This is a genomic window from Bacillus sp. LJBS17, assembly GCF_019334685.1.
In the GTDB taxonomy this organism is placed as follows: Bacteria; Bacillota; Bacilli; order Bacillales; family Bacillaceae; genus Bacillus; species Bacillus subtilis.
Window position 1 is genome coordinate 2,842,839 of sequence record NZ_CP079759.1, and the last position, 16,591, is coordinate 2,859,429.

15 protein-coding genes and 2 pseudogenes are annotated in these 16,591 nt (G+C 46.2%); 6 read left to right on the forward strand and 11 right to left on the reverse strand.

Annotated features, from left to right (window positions below):
- Window positions 1-26: 26 nt before the first annotated feature.
- Entirely contained in the window at window positions 27-560 is a 534-nt protein-coding gene (locus KXZ66_RS14750) for a CvpA family protein (RefSeq protein WP_014477597.1), read from the reverse strand.
- 6 nt (window positions 561-566) lie between these two features.
- Entirely contained in the window at window positions 567-824 is a 258-nt protein-coding gene (gene zapA / locus KXZ66_RS14755; RefSeq protein WP_003229534.1) for a cell division protein ZapA, read from the reverse strand.
- A 133-nt stretch (window positions 825-957) separates the two neighbouring features.
- Here zapA and rnhC point away from each other — a divergent pair, with 133 nt between their 5' ends.
- Window positions 958-1,899 carry a ribonuclease HIII gene (gene rnhC / locus KXZ66_RS14760; protein WP_024571958.1) on the forward strand — a complete coding sequence of 314 codons (942 nt, stop codon included), beginning with the start codon at window positions 958-960 and terminating at the stop codon, window positions 1,897-1,899.
- A 35-nt stretch (window positions 1,900-1,934) separates the two neighbouring features.
- Here the strand turns inward: rnhC and pheT are convergent, their stop codons facing one another.
- Entirely contained in the window at window positions 1,935-4,349 is a 2,415-nt protein-coding gene (gene pheT, locus KXZ66_RS14765; protein WP_151870121.1) for a phenylalanine--tRNA ligase subunit beta, read from the reverse strand.
- Window positions 4,350-4,364: 15 nt separating this feature from the next.
- Window positions 4,365-5,399, reverse strand: a complete 1,035-nt coding sequence (gene pheS, locus KXZ66_RS14770; protein WP_003229529.1) for a phenylalanine--tRNA ligase subunit alpha — start codon at window positions 5,397-5,399, stop codon at window positions 4,365-4,367.
- A gap of 81 nt (window positions 5,400-5,480) precedes the next feature.
- Here pheS and KXZ66_RS14775 point away from each other — a divergent pair.
- Window positions 5,481-5,686 (forward strand): annotated as a pseudogene (locus tag KXZ66_RS14775) (hypothetical protein).
- A 66-nt stretch (window positions 5,687-5,752) separates the two neighbouring features.
- On the opposite strand, the gene KXZ66_RS14780 reads toward KXZ66_RS14775, so the two are convergent.
- A complete protein-coding gene (locus tag KXZ66_RS14780; protein ID WP_032726352.1) occupies window positions 5,753-6,499 on the reverse strand; it encodes a TrmH family RNA methyltransferase in 747 nt (248 codons plus the stop codon).
- A 118-nt stretch (window positions 6,500-6,617) separates the two neighbouring features.
- On the opposite strand from KXZ66_RS14780, the gene sspI reads away from it, so the two are divergent.
- From sspI to KXZ66_RS14800, 4 genes are all read left to right on the forward strand, one after another.
- Window positions 6,618-6,833: a small acid-soluble spore protein SspI gene (sspI, locus tag KXZ66_RS14785; RefSeq protein WP_021480275.1), complete on the forward strand. Its 216-nt coding sequence runs from the start codon at window positions 6,618-6,620 to the stop codon at window positions 6,831-6,833.
- Window positions 6,834-6,901: 68 nt separating this feature from the next.
- Entirely contained in the window at window positions 6,902-8,008 is a 1,107-nt protein-coding gene (locus KXZ66_RS14790) for a CdaR family transcriptional regulator (protein WP_038828006.1), read from the forward strand.
- Window positions 8,009-8,110: 102 nt separating this feature from the next.
- Window positions 8,111-9,523 carry a glycolate oxidase subunit GlcD gene (gene glcD / locus KXZ66_RS14795; protein ID WP_151870120.1) on the forward strand — a complete coding sequence of 471 codons (1,413 nt, stop codon included), beginning with the start codon at window positions 8,111-8,113 and terminating at the stop codon, window positions 9,521-9,523.
- The gene (locus KXZ66_RS14800) at window positions 9,520-10,854 is read left to right on the forward strand and encodes a (Fe-S)-binding protein (protein ID WP_070547624.1); all 1,335 of its coding nucleotides are present in this window, start codon (window positions 9,520-9,522) and stop codon (window positions 10,852-10,854) included. Before glcD ends, KXZ66_RS14800 begins: the two co-directional genes overlap by 4 nt.
- Before the next feature lie 38 nt (window positions 10,855-10,892).
- On the opposite strand, the gene KXZ66_RS14805 is transcribed toward KXZ66_RS14800, so the two are convergent.
- The 6 genes and pseudogenes from KXZ66_RS14805 to KXZ66_RS14825 all read right to left on the reverse strand — a co-directional run bounded on the left by KXZ66_RS14805 (window position 10,893) and on the right by KXZ66_RS14825 (window position 16,562).
- Entirely contained in the window at window positions 10,893-11,261 is a 369-nt protein-coding gene (locus tag KXZ66_RS14805) for a VOC family protein (protein WP_015384319.1), read from the reverse strand.
- A pseudogene (locus KXZ66_RS22635) lies at window positions 11,176-11,363 on the reverse strand (hypothetical protein). Before KXZ66_RS22635 ends, KXZ66_RS14805 begins: the two are co-directional and overlap by 86 nt.
- A complete protein-coding gene (gene cstA / locus KXZ66_RS14810) occupies window positions 11,306-13,102 on the reverse strand; it encodes a carbon starvation protein CstA (RefSeq protein WP_014477607.1) in 1,797 nt (598 codons plus the stop codon). Before cstA ends, KXZ66_RS22635 begins: the two are co-directional and overlap by 58 nt.
- A gap of 151 nt (window positions 13,103-13,253) precedes the next feature.
- Complete coding sequence (gene abfA, locus KXZ66_RS14815; protein WP_003222445.1) at window positions 13,254-14,756, reverse strand: alpha-L-arabinofuranosidase AbfA; 1,503 nt, start codon at window positions 14,754-14,756, stop codon at window positions 13,254-13,256.
- Between the two features lie 18 nt (window positions 14,757-14,774).
- On the reverse strand, window positions 14,775-15,620 hold the full coding sequence (gene araQ / locus KXZ66_RS14820) for an arabinooligosaccharides ABC transporter permease AraQ (RefSeq protein ID WP_003229508.1): 846 nt from the start codon (window positions 15,618-15,620) through the stop codon (window positions 14,775-14,777).
- Window positions 15,621-16,562: an arabinooligosaccharides ABC transporter permease AraP gene (locus KXZ66_RS14825; RefSeq protein ID WP_003229507.1), complete on the reverse strand. Its 942-nt coding sequence runs from the start codon at window positions 16,560-16,562 to the stop codon at window positions 15,621-15,623.
- Window positions 16,563-16,591: the final 29 nt, after the last annotated feature.

A 16,591-nucleotide genomic window follows, 5' to 3' on the forward strand; every position in this document is an offset into this window, starting at 1 on the left:
AACTTCTCCGGACAAGAGAAGTTTTTTTATGCCCCGTACTGTGTCCACAGCTCTTGTAGGAGCCCTGACAAGTATGGTGTATGGTTAATGATCACATTTGCGAGAGACGATTGCCCCATCATTTGCTGCAGTGCATCTATCGGAAGAACGGATGCGACATACAGCAGCACAAATGTAAATAAATAGACTTCTAGAAAACCGAGAACGGCGCCCAGCATCTGGTTGATTTGTTTAATCACCGGAATGCCGGCTACAATACTCAGGAACGAGCCGATGATTCTCAGTAAGATTTTAGCAATTATAAATAAAACGATAAACGCAATCGCATTATAGTACGCTGCTTCCAAATTCCCCGTAAAAAAAGAAAGAGCCGGCTGTCCCGCTGAAAAATCGGGTGCGGGAATCCAATGTAAATGCGGTGCCACGTTTTTATAGAATAAAGCCGCAAAGGCAATTGATAAAATAAAGCTCGTCAAGCGGATAAACTGCAGGATAAAACCGCGTTTTAACCCCAGTAAAGTCCCCATCAGGAGCAAGATTAAGATGATGATATCTAGCATAGTTGTTCAATCCTTTTCTTTAAGCTGACGCTCCAGTTTTTCACATTTCTCTTGTAATTTGACATAATCGTGCACCACATTTACCGCTGTCAGCACTGCAAGTTTATTTATATCAAGGTATGGATTTTTTTCATTGATTTCTCTCATTTTATCATCAACAATTCCGGCGACATACCTCATATGGGCTCTGCTTTCTTCACCGACAATCGTGAAGTGCTGGCCGTAAATGTCAACGGTTGTTTTTGTTTTTTTGCCGTCAGACAACGTTTCTCCTCCATTCCGCGAGAATCCTAGTTCTTATCATAACACGTTTATTAAATGAATGGAAAGACGAGCCTCCCGCTGTTATGATACACTGGTATATACAGCGAAAAGTGTAAAAAAAGGAGATTATTACGTGTCCCATTCAGTGATAAAAGTATCGTTGTCTGCTATTGACCAAATGAAAATGACGTACAGCGGTTCACTTACAGCCTCTGTTCCGCAGGGAGCCGTTTTTCAGGCAAAACCGCCCGGCTGTACCATTACAGCATATAAATCAGGCAAGGTCTTGTTTCAAGGAAAAAACGCTGCGGCAGAATCCGCGCGCTGGGGAACAGCAGAGCCTCAGGAAAAGAAGAAAACGGCCAAAAAGCCGGCTGATCCCCGCTATGCCCCTCCGGCAGATATCGCCGGAATGTCTGTTATCGGTTCTGACGAAGTCGGAACCGGAGATTACTTTGGCCCAATGACGGTTGTATGCGCGTACGTCGACAAAACCATGCTTCCTTTAATGAAGGAACTCGGTGTTAAGGATTCTAAAGATTTAAAAGATCCGCAAATCATCGAGATTGCCCGAAACCTGATCAAAACTATTCCATATAGCCTCCTGGTTTTAAAAAATGAAAAGTATAACAGCATGCAGGAAAAAGGCATGAGCCAAGGGAAAATGAAAGCTTTGCTGCACAATCAGGCGATCACACATTTATTAAGAAAATTAGATGGAGTAAAGCCTGAAGCCATTTTGATTGACCAATTCGCTGAGCCAGGCGTCTACTTCAATCATTTAAAGGGCAGAGACATTGTGAAGGAGCGGACCTATTTTAGCACAAAAGCTGAAGGTATTCACCTGGCTGTCGCTGCTGCTTCAATCATTGCAAGATATTCATTTTTAATGGAAATGGATAAACTGTCACGCGCGGCAGGAATGACGCTTCCAAAAGGGGCCGGTCCGCACGTCGATGAAGCGGCCGCCAAGCTGATCCTCAAAAAAGGGGCATCTGCACTCAGAACCTTTACAAAACTCCATTTCGCCAATACGCAAAAAGCGCAGCGCCTTGCTGATAAAAAACGCTCATAGAAAAAAGCTTGCAGATTTCTCTGCAAGCTTTTTTATCAGCCTCTTAAAACAGCTTGATATGCGTCTTCTAACGCTTTCAGCACTTTGCTGTGCGCCTTTGTCACTTCTTCTTCAGTCAGTGTTTGTTCAGGGTTGACATACTGGAGTGAGAAAGCGACTGACTTCTTGCCTTCCTCCATATGTTCGCCTTCGTATACGTCAAAGACGGTTACCTCTTTCAGAAGCTTTCCGCCAGCCTCTTTAATGACGCTCTCGAGCTGTCCGCTTGTGACGGTTTTATCTGTTACAAGGGCGATATCACGTGTCACAGACGGATATTTCGGAATCGCCGTGTAAACAAGAGGTGCTGTTTCTGCTGCGAGCAACGCATGAAGATCGAGCTCAAATACGTATGTTTCCTTTATATCCAGTTCTTTTTCCAATGAAGGATGGACTTGGCCGATGAAGCCGATCAGAGAACCATTCAATAAAATGTTCGCTGTTCTGCCCGGATGCAGCTGTTTGCGTTCAGACTGTACAAATTCAATGCTGTCTAGGACGTTGAGTTTGTCTAACAGCCCTTCTACAATTCCTTTGACAACAAAGAAATCAACTGGTTTCTTTTCACCCTGCCATAGCTGCTTGCGCCATAATCCGGTAACAGCTCCTGCTACGCGTTCTGTTTCAACAGGTTTTGTGTCCTCTTCCTTCGTCAGGAAAACGGAGCCGACTTCGTACAGTGCAACTGAGTCAGTCTGCCTCGCGATGTTGTAAGAAACAGAATCAAGCAGATTCGGAACAAGACTGTGTCTGAGAATGCTTCTTTCTTCACTCATTGGAAGCGCAAGCACAGTATTCAGTGATTTTTCAATCGCAAACGCTGCCGCTTTCTTCTCGTTTGTCAGTGAGTAAGTGATGGCTTGTGATAAGCCTGCGCCTTCAAGGAAGCGTCTGACTTTACGGCGTTTTGCCTGGTATGGCGTTAATCCGCCTGTAGTTCCCGCTGTCTCAGGAAGCGTAGACGGAATGTTATCGTAGCCGTACAGTCTTGCCGCTTCTTCGATTAAATCCTCTTCTATTGTAATGTCGCCGCGGCGTGATGGGACAGTCACAACGAGAAGTTCACCCGCTTCACCGACCGTAAAACCGAGACGTTTATAAATGCTAATCAGTTCTTCTTTACTGATCGTCAGGCCTAGAACGCTGCTCACTTTATCAGCAGATACGTGAATGTTATTTGCTTCGATTGTCAGGTGATCTTCCTCAACTGTTCCAGCAAGCACCTCACCGCCGGCATACAGATGGATCAGCTGCGCAGCCCGTTCTGCTGCAAGACGTACGCGCGCCGGATCAATTCCTTTTTCAAATCTTACGCTTGATTCACTTCTCAAACCAAGGTCTTTGGAAGCCTTGCGAACCGTCTGCCCGTTGAAATACGCAGCCTCAAGCAAAATCGTTTTCGTATCTTCCTGAACCTCTGACTCTGCTCCTCCCATGACACCCGCAACGGCCTGCGCTTTCGTTCCGTTTGTAATGACAAGGTGATCGGCGGACAGCTTACGTTCTTGATCATCAAGAGTTACGATCATTTCATTCTCAGCTGCTTTTCTTACTACCACTTCCTTAGAGCCAAATCTGTCATAATCAAACGCATGAAGCGGCTGTCCGTATTCCAACAGGACAAAATTTGTGATGTCAACGACGTTGTTGTGCGGACGAATGCCTGCATTCATCAGCTTTGTCTGCATCCAAAGCGGTGACGGAGCAATCGTGACATTTTTAATGATTTTTGCAGTGTACAGCGGGTTCGCTTCTTGATCTTCAATTTTGACTGAAATGTAATCAGACGCTTGTTCTGAAGCAGCCGGGTAATCCGTTTGCGGAAGCTTTACCTCAGTGTCTAAAATCGCGGCAACCTCGTAAGCAACACCAAGCATGTTCATGGCATCCGCGCGGTTTGGCGTTAAACCCAGCTCAAGAATCGCATCGTCAAGCTGTAAAGCCGCTAAGGCATCGCTTCCTGTTTCAGCGTCATTCGGGAATACGAAAATGCCTTCTGCATACTCCTTCGCCACAAGTTTGCTTTCAATACCAAGCTCCTGTAAGGAACAGATCATGCCGTTTGATTCTTCACCGCGAAGCTTAGCTTTTTTGATTTTGAAATTGCCCGGCAGCACCGCTCCGACTGTTGCAACTGCGACTTTTTGTCCCTTATCCACATTCGGCGCGCCGCAAATGATTTGTACAGGGGCTTCAGCTCCGATATCCACAAGGCACTTATTCAGCTTATCAGCATTCGGGTGCTGCTCGCGCTCCAGCACATGGCCGATGACAACGCCTTTGATGCCTTCTCCTTTGTATTCAATTCCTTCAACCTCAATACCGGCTCTTGTAATTTTTTCAGCAAGAACAGCCGGGTCCATGCCTTTTAAATCAACATAATCCTCTAACCATTTATAAGAAACAAACATCCTTGCATCCTCCTCTTACGCCTGTTTAAACTGCGAAATAAATCTGACATCGTTTGTATAGAAGTGGCGGATATCATCAATGCCGTATTTCAGCATCGCGATGCGCTCAACACCCATTCCGAATGCGAAGCCCTGATATTCCTTCGGATCAAAGCCAGCCATTTTAAGCACGTTCGGGTGAACCATTCCGGCACCGAGGATTTCAATCCAGCCTGTTCCTTTACATACTGAGCAGCCGTTTCCACCGCATTTAAAGCATGTCACATCCACTTCTACTGAAGGCTCAGTAAACGGGAAGAAGCTTGGGCGGAGTCTGATTTCACGGTCTTGCCCGAACATTTTTTTCGCAACGAGTTCAAGCGTTCCTTTTAAATCACTCATGCTGATGTTTTTGTCAACGACAAGCCCTTCAATTTGCATAAATTGGTGAGAGTGCGTCGCATCATCGTTATCACGGCGATATACTTTACCCGGGCAAATGATTTTAACGGGACCTTTGCCTTTATGCTTTTCCATCGTCCGTGTTTGGACAGGAGAAGTTTGCGTTCTCATCAAAGTTTCCTCTGTGATGTAAAAGCTGTCCTGCATATCGCGCGCAGGGTGTTCTTTCGGAAGATTGAGCGATTCGAAGTTGTAGTAATCCGTTTCAACCTCTGGCCCTTCCTCGACTGTGTAGCCCATACCGATAAATAAATCTTCAATTTCTTCAATGACAACAGTGAGCGGATGGCGGCCGCCGACTGCAACAGGGTTCCCCGGCAGCGTGACGTCAATTGTCTGTCCTGCAAGCTTCTGTTTCATTTCCTCTTCTTCAAGCTTCTCGTTTTTGTCAGCAATCGCATTGGCAATACGCTCCCTTACTTCGTTCGCGAGCGCCCCCATTTTTGGACGTTCCTCAGCAGAAAGCTTGCCCATTCCGCGCAGCACTTCTGTAATCGGCCCTTTTTTTCCGAGATATTGCACCCGAATATCATTGACAACCTTCAATGAGCTTGCCGCTTCTACTTGTTCTAAAGCTTCTTGTTCCAGCTGTTTTAGCTTTTCTTCCATTTTGCATCCTCCTTTTATGTAAACAAACCGTCATATGTCTTTGGAAAATAAAAAAAACCCGTCCCTTGTACAAGGGACGAGTTGTGGCCGCGGTACCACCCTTATTTCAGACAGACTGATGCTGTCGTCAGCTTCATTGACATAACGGAATCAGATTCCGGTTCACCTTTACGCGCATGTGCACGGTCCCGGCGACAACTCAAGAGGTGAAGCCAATTTCCGGCTGCGTTAAAAATGCTCTCAGTCAGCGGCATTTTCTCCCTGGAAAGCAGTTGATCAGAAATTGAGGTCCTCTGTCACGGTTTTTGAAATATTATGTTCTATTATAGAGAAATCCAACGCTTGGCGCAACACTATCCTCGCAAGTAATACACGAGGATGGCAGCCGCAACCGCAACGTTTAGTGATTCAGCCTGTCCGTAAAGCGGCACGTACAGGTTCAAATCCGTTTTTTCCAGCAATGCAGCATCCACCCCTGCACCTTCATTTCCTACAATGAGCGCAAAGGATTCAGACTGAGGGATCTCCTGGTAAGGCGCTCCGTTTTGCAACGCCGTGCCGTATACTTTTACGCCCTCTGCCTTCAATTCGTCCACATATGAAGGCAGGTTTCTTCTCACAACAGGAATATGGAAGTGAGATCCTTGAGCAGATCGCAGTGTTTTTCCGTTAAAGGCGTCCGCCGTGCCGTCACCGAGTACAACCGCATCCAAACCGGCCGCATCAGCCGTTCGAATCATTGTGCCAAGGTTTCCCGGATCTTGAACAGCGTCAATCAGCAGCACCTTGCGTGCTGTTGCCAGCTTTTCTTCAGGCATATGGCACACAGCGGCAATCTGCTGCGGCGTTTCGGTTTCAGTCACAGCTGAAAACGCATCTTCACTCAGCATATAGCACTGGATACCAGTCTCAAGATCTGAAGGAATCTTCGTTTCATCCTTTACAAGGATTTCTTTCACAATGCCCGGGCTTTTCAACGCCTCTTCAACGAGGTGTTCTCCCTCTATCAGAAATGTATTTGTTTTTGTTCGTTCTTTTTTTGTGTGAAGCTTTTTCCAATCCTTCACTTTTTGATTTTTTGCCGATTCTATTTGTTTCACTGTCTATGTGGCGCTCCTTTTTTTAACATGATGTTATTATATCGCAAGAACAGCACATAATAAACCAGGTGCAGGGTTAGAATATACGTATTACATTTTAGAAAAAGGAGCGTTTTACATGGATCTTAATTTACGTCATGCCGTCATCTCCAATGTCACCGGCAATAATCAGGAGCAGCTTGAGCATACAATCGTAGATGCGATTCAAAGCGGTGAAGAAAAAATGCTTCCAGGGCTCGGCGTTTTATTCGAAGTCATTTGGCAGCACGCATCCGAAAGTGAGAAAAACGAAATGCTGAAAACGCTTGAAGGCGGATTAAAACCCGCCGAATAAGACATGAAACCGGGTGACAGCGCCCGGTTTTTTTCTTATATAATAAAAATATGATGAGGGGGAACGCCATGTTTTTACAGCCGTTATTAGCGAAAAAAATTATTGCTGAAGTTAAAAAAATGTACGAACGTGAAGTCATTATTGTAAACACGGACGGTCTTATTATGGCAGGCACAAACGATGAGCGTGTCGGACAATTTCATGAGGGAGCGCTTATCTGTGCAAAAGAAAGACGCAGCGTGATTATTACAAAAGAAGATGAAACAAGGTTAAAAGGAGCGAAAGCAGGCATAAACCTCCCTGTATTTTTTGACCATGATGTGATCGCCGTCTTCGGGCTGACAGGTGAGCCTGCAGAGATTCAGCCATTCGGAGAACTGCTTCGAAAAATGACAGAGCTGTTCATTAAGGAATCGCGGCACTTAGAGCAATCCCAGTGGCGTGAGAGAATGCTGGAGTCCTTTATGATCGATTGGCTGCAACTAAAGGAGTGGTCTCCCAGTTTTCTTGAGAAAGCTCAACTTCTTGGTGTTGACCTTTCCTCCCGGCGCCAAATGATTCTTATTCAGGGGTATGAGTGGTCACGTCATGATATTGAAAAAATGGCACGCATCTGGAAATCATCGTACCCTGCGGATTTGTTCATCAGGTGGGGAAATGAACGGATTTTGATTAATCATGAAGTGCCGCAGCATGAACAAAGGGATCGGCTTTTACGGAAAATCCTTCACATTTGTTCGTTTGCCAATACCGCAAGCAGCCAATATACAGCAGCTGGCGCCGGAAGAGCTGTCGCAAGCTCCAGCCTGACAGAGTCATACGAGCAAGCGGAAAAAGCGCTGGCTGTCAGCCTTAAGCGAAAAACGCCCATATTTGAAGAGGATCTGAAGCTTGATATGTGTCTGACGGAGATCAGCCCGGGAACCCGAAACGAATTTCCGCAAAGAGTATTAGGAGATGCGCTAGAGCATCAGGAACTTATGAATACGTTACGGACTTTCTTTCATCACGATTTGTCTTTGAAACAAACCGCTGAAGACATGCATATACACATCAATACATTGCGTTATCGTCTGTCTAAGGCTGAACAGCTGACGGGTTTACGTTTTGACCGTACCGAGGACGTCGTCACGATGTACGTCGCCCTCTATTTTTTAGATCAAGATACAAAATAGAGAGAGTTTCAGTTTCATTTTTTGTATGTTTCTCCATGGAAGGCTTTGCTTTTTTTCTCTTACAATAGATTGGAAGCGTTTTTTGACAGGGGGATGGGTGAAATGATCACCAAGGATGTAAAGGAACAGCTGATTCGGGTCTCCGGACCAGAAAACTTTGATGACTCGAATGCCGGCCGTCTCGTCTATTCATATGATGCGACGCCTCAGTATCAGTCTATGCCTGATGCCGTGATTGCTCCGAGGAATACTGATGAAGTAGCACGCATTTTAACAATTTGCAGCGAACATCGAGTGCCGATCGTTCCAAGAGGATCAGGGACAAACCTGTGCGGCGGCACGTGCCCGACTGAAGGCGGACTTGTGCTTCTCTTTAAGCACATGAACCGGATTCTTGAAATTGATGAAGAAAATTTAACTGCCACAGTTCAGCCGGGCGTTATTACGCTGGATATGATCAAGGCAGTTGAAAGCAAAGGTTTGTTTTATCCGCCCGATCCGAGTTCTATGAAAATATCAACTATCGGCGGCAACATCAATGAAAATTCCGGCGGGCTCCGCGGATTAAAATACGGCGTCACCCGCGACTATGTTATTGGACTGGAGGTTGTGCTCGCAAATGGTGACATCATCCGCACCGGCGGAAAACTCGCAAAGGATGTGGCCGGATACGATCTCACACGTCTTTTTGTCGGCTCAGAAGGAACACTCGGCATTGTGACAGAGGCAATCGTCAAGCTCGTTCCAAAGCCTGAAACAAAAAAGACGCTGCTTGCCCTATATGAAAATATCGATGCCGCTGCTCAAACGGTATCAGACATCATTGCCGCAAAAATCATACCCGCCACGCTTGAATTTCTCGACCAGCCTACACTTTTGGTGATTGAGGATTATGCCAAAATCGGACTTCCGACAAGCGCAAAAGCAGTTCTGTTAATTGAACAAGACGGGCCATTTGAAACTGTTGAACGGGATATGGAAAAGATTGAGGCGATCTGCAAAAAAGGCGACGCCGTTTCCGTTCAGACCGCACAAACAGAGGAGGAAGCGTTTGCCCTGACTGAAGCCCGGCGTTCTGCACTTTCTGCCCTATCCCGCCTCAAACCGACGACGATTTTAGAGGATGCAACCGTTCCTCGCTCAGAAATCGCCAATATGGTTAAAGCGATTAATGATATTGCTGCTAAATATGATATTTCCATCTGCACCTTTGGCCATGCGGGAGATGGGAACCTTCACCCGACATGCACGACAGACATAAGAAATGAGGATGAAATGGAACGTGTCGAACAGGCTTTTGCCGAGATTTTTGAGAAAGCGATTGAACTTGGCGGGACGATAACCGGAGAGCATGGAGTCGGGGAAATGAAAGCGCCTTACTTGGAAATGAAGCTGAAAAAAGAAGGCATTGATGCGATGAAAGCGTTGAAAGCGGCATTTGACCCCCGGAACATATTAAATCCCGGCAAAATGTTTGCGAAAGATGCGAGAAAACGTGTGGTGACGGAAAGATGACAACAGAAAAAGAAATGAAACAGATCCAAAATGAATTTAAAGAGCGTATGGATGATGGCGAGTTATTAAATTGTATGCGCTGCGGTTTCTGTCTTCCTTCCTGTCCGACCTATATCGAATCGGGATTTCAGGAAACACACTCTCCGCGCGGGCGCATCGCCTTAATGAAAGCCGTAGCCGACGGTATGATTGAACCGGATGAAGATGTCGAACGGTCGCTGTCACTTTGCCTCGGCTGCCGCGCCTGTGAGCCTGTATGCCCGTCTGGCGTGAAATACGGGCAGCTGCTTGAGGAAGCCAGAGATATTATCCACCAAAATAAAAAACACTCGCTTGGTGAACGTGTCATGCGAAAGACGGCTTTTCACGAGCTGTTTCCGCATCAAAACCGCATGCGCTCAGCTGTAAGCCTTATCGGTTTGTATCAGCGTTCAGGACTGCAAACCGCTGTGCGAAAATCAGGCATGCTTCGGGTCCTGCCTGAGCATTTGCGGACGATGGAAGCTGTTCTTCCTGATGTTCCAAAAAGCAAAGACATGAAACATCGGCCGCGTTTCCTGCCGTCCATTGGCCCCATGAAAAAACGGGTCGCCTTTTTTTCGGGCTGCTTAATGGATACAATGTTTTTACCGACCAACAACGCCACATTGAAGCTTTTACAGCTGGCAGGCTGCGACATTGTCATTCCGCCTGAACAGGCTTGCTGCGGGGCGCTTCATGGACACAGCGGTGAAAAAAACACAGGGAAAGAGCTCGCGAAACAAAATATCGCTGCTTTTGAAGCGTTAGACGTGGATGCTGTCATTACAAACGCAGGAGGATGCGGAGCCTTTCTTACCGAATATGATCATTTGCTGAAGGATGACCCGGAATGGTCGGAGCGGGCCGTCGCTTTTGTTCAAAAGCTGAAGGATTTTTCTTCAGTTTTGGTTGAACTCGATTTCCATCAAATGGACTTAGCGCTCGAGACACCTCAGGTCGTTACCTACCAAGATTCATGCCACCTAAGAAATGTAATGCATACGTCGCTTGAGCCCCGCCAGCTTCTTAAAAGCATCAAAGGGGCGGAATTCAAAGAAATGGAGAAAGCAGACAGCTGTTGCGGGTCAGCGGGAATTTACAACATCGTCGAAGCTGAAATGTCTATGAAAATACTGGACAGCAAAATGGCTGCCGTCAAAGCAACCGAAGCGATCCTCATTGTAACAGCAAATCCCGGCTGCCTGCTGCAGATGAAGCTCGGGATTGAACGCGAAGGACTAAGCGGTAAAGTCAGAGCCGTTCACCTGGCTGATTTGCTATTGGAAGCAGCCGGGCACAAAACATCATGAGAAAGCCCAAAACAGACATTGTTTTGGGCTTTTGTGCGTTATTCCATCGGACTGCAAATTTCGATATAATGTCCATCCGGATCAGCGATATAGGCGACCGTCTGCCCCCATGGTTTCACTTTTGGCTCCCCGATAATCGATACGCCTTGTTCTCTCATCCTTTTGATGACCGCTTCTACATTTTCAGTAACAAACCCGATTTCAAATGTGTTTGAAGCAGATGTATCCGGAATGTCCAGCGCCGTGATGTCTCTGGCGCTTTCCCGCGTATTAAGCGCCAATATCGTAGACCCTGTATCAAATTCGATATACGTTCCGTGTTCAGCACGAATCGGCAGTCCTAAAATATCCCGGTAAAAATGAATAGCCCGCTTGCTGTCCGATACGTATAGAATAAGATATTTCATTGATAGATTCATTGAAAACCCCCTCAACATTTTCAATAGTCCTTCTAGCCCGGTATAGACGCTTCCATCCTTAAGCTCGGATCTTTCCACATCTGCGCCCATTTTTTCACAGCCGCCACGATAATAATGAAGCCTAACACCAGCATGATGATAGATAATACGCCATTCAATACACTATATCCTGCTGCTTCAGGATTGAGATACACATTGCGCACCATCCAATAGCCCGCATAATTGACAGTGACATATAAATAGGCAAGCGGGATAAGGCAAGTCAGAATGTATCGGCGTTTATCAGCGATTTTCAGCACGATGGTCGCTCCGATAATCAGCCCCACTGAAGCCATCAGCTGATTAGAAACGCCGAACAGCGCCCAAATGGAACCGATATCTCCTGAATACAGCAAGTACCCCCACATCAAACAGGCAAGCGCGCTGGCAAATACAGAGCCCGGAATCCAGTCTGTTTTCTTCAGCGGCTTATACACCTCCCCGAAGAAATCCTGGATCAAATAACGGGCGACGCGTGTGCCGGCGTCAATCGCTGTTAAAATAAAGACCGCTTCAAACATAATGACAAATTGGAAAAAGTATGAGGCCAAATGGCTGAAAAACGGCATTCCGGTAAAAATATAAGTCATTCCCACCGCAAGTGTGACGGCTCCCCCTGTTCTTCCTTCTAAGTCCAAACCGATTTCCCTGCTCAATTCAGGCAAATGTACGACATTCATGCCAAGCGTACGGAAAACCTCAGGCGTGCTGTTAATCGCAAAGTAATCAGCAGGCTGTAAAGCGGTCGCTGCAATCAGCGCCATGATGCCGACAAGACACTCAACAAGCATTGCGCCAAACGCAACCGGCTTCATATCACTCCATTTATTCAGCATTTTCGGTGTCGTTCCTGAGCCGACAAAGGCATGGAACCCAGAGATCGCCCCGCAGGCGATGGTTATTGAGATGAACGGCCAGACAGGTCCTGCCAGCACCGGCCCGCCGCCTTTTACGAATTCTGTAAACGCAGGGAACGGAATGGACGGATTGACGACAAACACACCAACAATCAAAGCGATAAAAACACCGATTTTCATAAAGCTGCTTAAATAATCACGCGGAGCAAGAAGCAGCCAAACGGGAAGCGCAGCCGCAAAAAACGCATAAACAGGAAGCGCTATTGCAAGCGTTTTCGTATCTAGTGTTAAAAAGTCACCGAGCGCTGTAGTCTGTACCCATGGACCGATAAAGACTCCTGCCATTAAAAAGAGAAAGCCGACCGTTGAAGCGAGCTTTAAATTTCCCGTTTTCTTATAAAATAAGCCCACACCCATCGCAATCGGTATCGTAATCCCTACCGCAAATGTTCCCCATGGATTACGTTCAAGCGCATGCAAGACAACCATCGACAGGCCCGCCATTGTGATCGTGATGATAAACAGCATGGACAGTCCTGTACAAAATCCTGCAACAGGGCCAAGCTCATCCTTCGCCACTTCCGACAGCGATTTTCCGTTTTTGCGCATCGATGCAAACAACACCACAATATCATGGACGGCTCCCCCAATTACCGCCCCGATTAACAGCCACAATAATCCCGGCAAATAGCCAAACTGCGCCGCCAGAATTGGTCCAACCAGCGGCCCGGCCGCTGCGATCGCGGCAAAGTGGTGGCCGAACGAAACCCATTTATTTGTAGGCACATAGTCTTTCCCATCCTCAAGCGCATGAGCAGGTGTTGGCTTGTCATCATTCACTTTGAGAACCTTCACCATCATAAATGTTCCGTATAAACGATAGGCAATAGCCAAAATACACATTGATGCTATCACAATTGTAACCGCATTCATTTTCTCCCATCCCCTTTGCTGTTTTTCATAAATATATCATAATTTCATGGTGAAAAGCGGTCATTTTTTCCTATACAAAAAGCCGGCTTGAACGGGCCGGCTCGTGGCAGTTGAAAGACAAGCCGGAGAGAAATCTCCGGCTTAGCTTCTCTTATGACTGTTTTTTCAGGCGGATCACATTCCAGGAAAGCGGCGTGAAATGAGCAGTTAAGCCGTTTTCGCTGACAGACGATGTTCCGTTGGAATGCGGAACGACATTTTTTCTGTTATGCTGGTTTGTCGCTTTGATATCCTGATGCTCAAGTACGATGTGCTCTGCGATTTGGTAGGATTCAAAGCCTCTGAGCGAAATCTCCGTCTCCATCTGATCCTCAGCCTTGTTTACCGCAAAAATAGTGAGGGTTTCTTCCTCTTCAGAGTACACAACAGCAGCATCAACATATGGCACATCAGTGAAATCAGAACAGTCGTACTTCGGAGAAGAAATAAGCGGTTTCAGTGACTCGCCCCTTCCATAAACAGAAGCATGCATGTATGGATAGAAAATCGGCTGTCTCCATGCTTCACCGCCTTTTTCCGTCATGATCGGCGCGATGACATTGACAAGCTGTGCAAGACACGCAATTTTCACACGGTCTGCGTGCTGCAGCATCGTAATGAGCAGAGAGCCGACTAATAAGGCATCTTCAAAATTGTAAATATCCTCTAAAATCGGACGCGCAGTGATCCACGGTTCGACTTTTTTATCAGCCTCATTTGAGTGATACCATACGTTCCATTCATCCAGAGATAGATTGATTGTTTTCTTGCTGCGTGTTTTTGCTTTTACATAGTCACAGGTCGCAGCGACTGATTTGATAAAATGATCCAAATCCATGGAACGGGCCAAGTAGTTTGGCAGATTGTTATCCCGGTTTCCGTAGTAAGTGTGAAGAGAGATATAGTCGACATGCTCATACGTATGCTCAAGCACCTTCGCTTCCCAATCGATAAAGGTCGGCATGCCGCTGTTTGAGCTGCCGCAGGCAACGAGTTCAATTGATGGGTCAACCCACTTCATGACCTTTGCTGTCTCTGCAGCAAGCCGTCCGTATTCATCAGCTGTTTTGTGGCCGATCTGCCACGGTCCATCCATTTCGTTTCCTAAGCACCATGTTTTGATGCCATACGGCTGTTCATAGCCATGCGATCTTCTTAAATCACTCCAGTAAGAGCCTTTCGGATGGTTGCAATATTCAACGAGATTACGAGCGGCATCTATGCCTCTTGTGCCAAGGTTGACGGCCATATTGACCTCAGTGTTCACCTTTTTTGCCCAAGATAAAAATTCATTTGTTCCCACTTCATTGGTTTCTGTCGTTTGCCATGCCAAGTCAAGCCGTCTCGGGCGGTTTTCGACTGGTCCGACACCGTCCTCCCAGTTGTATCCGGATAAAAAGTTTCCGCCCGGATAGCGGATGATGGGAACCTGTAATTCTTTGATCAGCGACTGGACATCTTTTCTAAATCCATCTTCATCCGCTTCAGGGTGATCAGGCTCGTATATGCCTTCATATACCGCACGACCCATATGTTCGATAAACGAGCCATAAATCCGTTTATCTACTTCACCGATTTTATATTCTTTGTCTACAATCATTCGCGCTTTTTTCATCACACGTTTCCTCCTTCATTAACCTTTGACTCCCCCTACCGTCAGGCCGGAGATAAAGTACTTTTGGAAAAACAAGAAAATAATAATCACCGGCAAAATCGCAAATACTGAGCCGGATATAAGCATGTCGTAATTATTTCCATAAGGGCTCAGCAAGCTGGACAGCCCTATTGGAAGCGTAAACATTTCTTTCGACCGAAGCACAATCAGCGGCCACAAGAAGTTGTTCCAGCTGTTTAAGGACTGAAGGATAATCATCGCACCGAAAGCCGGTTTCATCAGCGGTGCCATAATCCTGAAAAAGATGCCGAATTCCGTACAGCCGTCCATCCTTGCGGAGTCCAGCAGATCTCTTGGAAGGCCAAGGGCATATTGCCTGAAAAAGAAAACGGCAACAGGTGAAACGATAAACGGCAATATGACACCCGTATATGAATCGATCAAGTGCAGTCCGACAGTAAGCTTAAACAGAGGAAGCATCATCACTTCCAGCGGAACCATCATAATAATCAGCACAAGAACAAAGATGATATTTCTTCCCTTAAAATCATAAACCGCAAGCCCGTACCCGATCATCGAAGAAAAAAACAGAGTGAGCACGGTCGTAAAAAGCCCGAGTACAAGACTGTTAAAAAACCATTTGAAATAAATGCTGCCGCCATTAAACAGAAATGTGTAGTTATCAAAACTCATCACTTTTGGATCAATATCAAGATTCAGCCCCACACGCAAAAGCTCAGATGACGGCTTTAATGATCCTAAAAGCAAACAGAAAATCGGAAAAAGATACAATAGGCTCAGCATCATAAAAAACAGGGTTAGCGCAATTCTATAAACGCTAAACTGAGGACTGTGCCGCAACATTTATCCCTCCCCCTTAAACGAGCCTGACAGCTTTAATGAAATCAGGCTGACAACAAGGATCACAATCAAAAGCACAATGCCGATGGCCGCTCCGTATCCCATTTCATTGTAGGCAAGTCCCTGCTGATACAAATATCCGACAAGCGTCAGACCAATATTACCCGGGGAATTATTCTGCCAAAGGACGTAGCTTTCCTCAAACATCCTGAAGCCGCCGATGATGCTGATGGTCAGCACATATACGGTTACAGGCTTGAGAAACGGCAGCGTGATGTGCAGAAATTTTTTCATTGTATTCGCGCCGTCTATATCAGCGGCTTCGTACAGCTCTTTCGGCACATTTTGCAAACCGGCTAAAAAGTAAAGGATGTTGATTCCCATCCATCTCCATGAAGCAAGCAGCACCATCAAAAACATGCCGGTATGTTCATTGTTCATCCAGTTCTGAGGTGAAAAGCCGAGTTTGAGTAGGATGGAATTGGCCAGAGACGTTTCCATTTCTCCGAAGATCAGCCGAAAAATGATCCCCGCGACAATGGTGGAGGTCAATGCCGGGATGAATAATGCTGATTTAAATATATTTCTAAATTTGACCAGCTTTGAATTCAGGAATATGGCCAGAAGCAATGGAACAGGAATCAGCACGATCAGCGTCCAAAAGGTGTATTCCAGCGTATTCCAAAGGGCGGTATAGAACGTCGGGTTGTTTAGCGCTGTATAATTAGACAATCCGACAAAGGACACCTCTCCCGGCAAAATTCTTTGGAAGCTCATGATGAAGACACTAATGATGGGGTATAGAAAAAATACGAGAAAGGATAAAACGAATGGCGCTGTAAACAGATAGGGCGCCGCTTTTTTTGAATAAAACAGATCTCGCCAGCCTGATTGTTTCGCAGCTGAAGGAACGGGATGAACCGTTCCCGTTTTCACAGGTTTCATGAGAACCTCCCCGCTTTCACTTTTTGAAT

Coding starts and splice junctions, on each gene's coding strand:
- KXZ66_RS14805 (WP_015384319.1), bottom strand. CDS start 11,261: ATGAAATATCTTATTCTATACGTATCGGACAGCAAGCGGGCTATTCAT.
- KXZ66_RS14800 (WP_070547624.1), top strand. CDS start 9,520: ATGACAACAGAAAAAGAAATGAAACAGATCCAAAATGAATTTAAAGAG.
- cstA (WP_014477607.1), bottom strand. CDS start 13,102: ATGAATGCGGTTACAATTGTGATAGCATCAATGTGTATTTTGGCTATT.
- glcD (WP_151870120.1), top strand. CDS start 8,111: ATGATCACCAAGGATGTAAAGGAACAGCTGATTCGGGTCTCCGGACCA.
- sspI (WP_021480275.1), top strand. CDS start 6,618: ATGGATCTTAATTTACGTCATGCCGTCATCTCCAATGTCACCGGCAAT.
- KXZ66_RS14750 (WP_014477597.1), bottom strand. CDS start 560: ATGCTAGATATCATCATCTTAATCTTGCTCCTGATGGGGACTTTACTG.
- KXZ66_RS14825 (WP_003229507.1), bottom strand. CDS start 16,562: ATGAAACCTGTGAAAACGGGAACGGTTCATCCCGTTCCTTCAGCTGCG.
- KXZ66_RS14790 (WP_038828006.1), top strand. CDS start 6,902: ATGTTTTTACAGCCGTTATTAGCGAAAAAAATTATTGCTGAAGTTAAA.
- abfA (WP_003222445.1), bottom strand. CDS start 14,756: ATGAAAAAAGCGCGAATGATTGTAGACAAAGAATATAAAATCGGTGAA.
- araQ (WP_003229508.1), bottom strand. CDS start 15,620: ATGTTGCGGCACAGTCCTCAGTTTAGCGTTTATAGAATTGCGCTAACC.
- pheS (WP_003229529.1), bottom strand. CDS start 5,399: ATGGAAGAAAAGCTAAAACAGCTGGAACAAGAAGCTTTAGAACAAGTA.
- pheT (WP_151870121.1), bottom strand. CDS start 4,349: ATGTTTGTTTCTTATAAATGGTTAGAGGATTATGTTGATTTAAAAGGC.